The sequence below is a fragment of the Streptomyces sp. NPDC057302 genome (assembly GCF_042667685.1).
Lineage (GTDB): Bacteria > Actinomycetota > Actinomycetes > Streptomycetales > Streptomycetaceae > Streptomyces.
In genome coordinates this window covers 1-1,599 of the sequence record NZ_JBHUZJ010000180.1, presented here as the reverse complement: position 1 = coordinate 1,599, position 1,599 = coordinate 1, and the positions used below count along the sequence as shown (strand labels likewise).

Here is a 1,599-nt window from a genome sequence, read left to right as displayed (position 1 = left end):
GGATACCTCCAGCCCGGCCGGGGGGTTTCGGTCGTCACAAGCCCCTTACATCCATGAGGACTTGAGGGGCGTGGAGTCGTGTGATGTCCGATCTGGCGGCGGGGGCCCGTTTTGTTATTACAGAACCTTGTTGAACAAGTCACAGGTGCATGTAGGTATTGATCTGCGCGCGTCAATCAGACATGGTTTCGTCCCAACGCCCGGAGATCTTCCGGATCTCAAGGGTCGTCGCAGTGAAGTTTTGAAAACCCCACAACCCCCCCACATCCCCCCACATCACCACGAGGAGATCCCTCTTCATGGCAACACACAAGCGTGCACGCTCGGTGAAGCTCGTCTCGGCGATAGCCGCGACCGCCACCGCCGTCGGTGTCACCGTCTTCGCCACCTCGTTCGCCGGCGCGGCAACCCCGGCCGAGGGCAAGGTCTACGGAGCCGACGCCAAGGGTGCCGTCTCCGGCAGCTACATCGTCATGCTCGACGAGAAGGCCGACAAGGGCGCCAAGTCCGACCTCGCCTCGGAGTACGGCGGCGAGCTGAAGCGGAACTACTCCTCCGCGATCAACGGCTTCTCGGCCAAGAGCCTCACCGAGACCGAGGCCAAGCGCCTGGCCGCCGACCCGGCCGTCGGCAAGGTCGTCCAGTCCAAGAAGTTCAGCATCAACGCCACGCAGGACGACCCGCCGTCGTGGGGCCTGGACCGCATCGACCAGGACGACACCGCGGGCGACAAGAAGTACACCTACCCGGACGCCGCGGGTGAGGGCGCCACCGCGTACGTCATCGATACCGGTGTCCGCGTCAGCCACAAGGACTTCGGCGGTCGCGCCACGTCCGGCTTCGACGCCATCGACAACGACGACGACGCGGACGACGGCAACGGCCACGGCACGCACGTCGCCGGCACCATCGCCGGTGAGGCGCACGGCGTCGCCAAGAAGGCGAAGGTCGTCGCGGTCCGCGTCCTGGACGACCAGGGCTCCGGCACCACCGAGCAGGTCGTCGCGGGCATCGACTGGGTCACCAAGAACCACAAGGGCCCCTCGGTCGCCAACATGAGCCTCGGCGGCGGCGCCGACGAGGCGCTCGACGCGGCGGTCCAGAAGGCGATCGCCTCCGGCGTCACCTTCGCGGTCGCGGCGGGCAACGAGTCCGCGGACGCCTCGCAGGGCTCCCCGGCCCGCGTGAAGGAGGCCATCACGGTCGCCTCCTCCACCAAGGACGACGAGCAGTCGGACTTCTCCAACTTCGGCAAGTCCGTGGACATCTACGCCCCGGGCTCGGACATCACGTCCGACTGGAACACGGGTGACGACGCCACCAACACCATCTCCGGTACGTCGATGGCCACCCCGCACGTCGTGGGCGCTGCGGCCGTCTACCTCGCGGCCCACCCGGACGCCAAGCCGGACGCCGTCGCCAAGGCGCTGACCGACGGTGCGACCGCGGACAAGATCTCGAACCCGAGCGAGGGCACGCCCAACAAGCTGCTCAAGGTCGTCGAGTAACACCCGGTCGAGCAACACCCACTGAACCGGCGGGGCGAGCGGCCCCCCCCCCCCCGGGCCCCCGCGCCGCGCCCGCCCCCCCCCCCCCCCC

At 68.2% G+C, this 1,599-nt stretch carries 1 protein-coding gene; it reads left to right on the top strand.

What is annotated here, in order from left to right; genetic code table 11:
* Positions 1-299 precede the first annotated feature (299 nt).
* On the top strand, positions 300-1,508 hold the full coding sequence (locus ACFUPX_RS44135) for a S8 family peptidase (protein WP_383335411.1): 1,209 nt from the start codon (positions 300-302) through the stop codon (positions 1,506-1,508).
* The last annotated feature ends 91 nt before the right edge of the window (positions 1,509-1,599 follow it).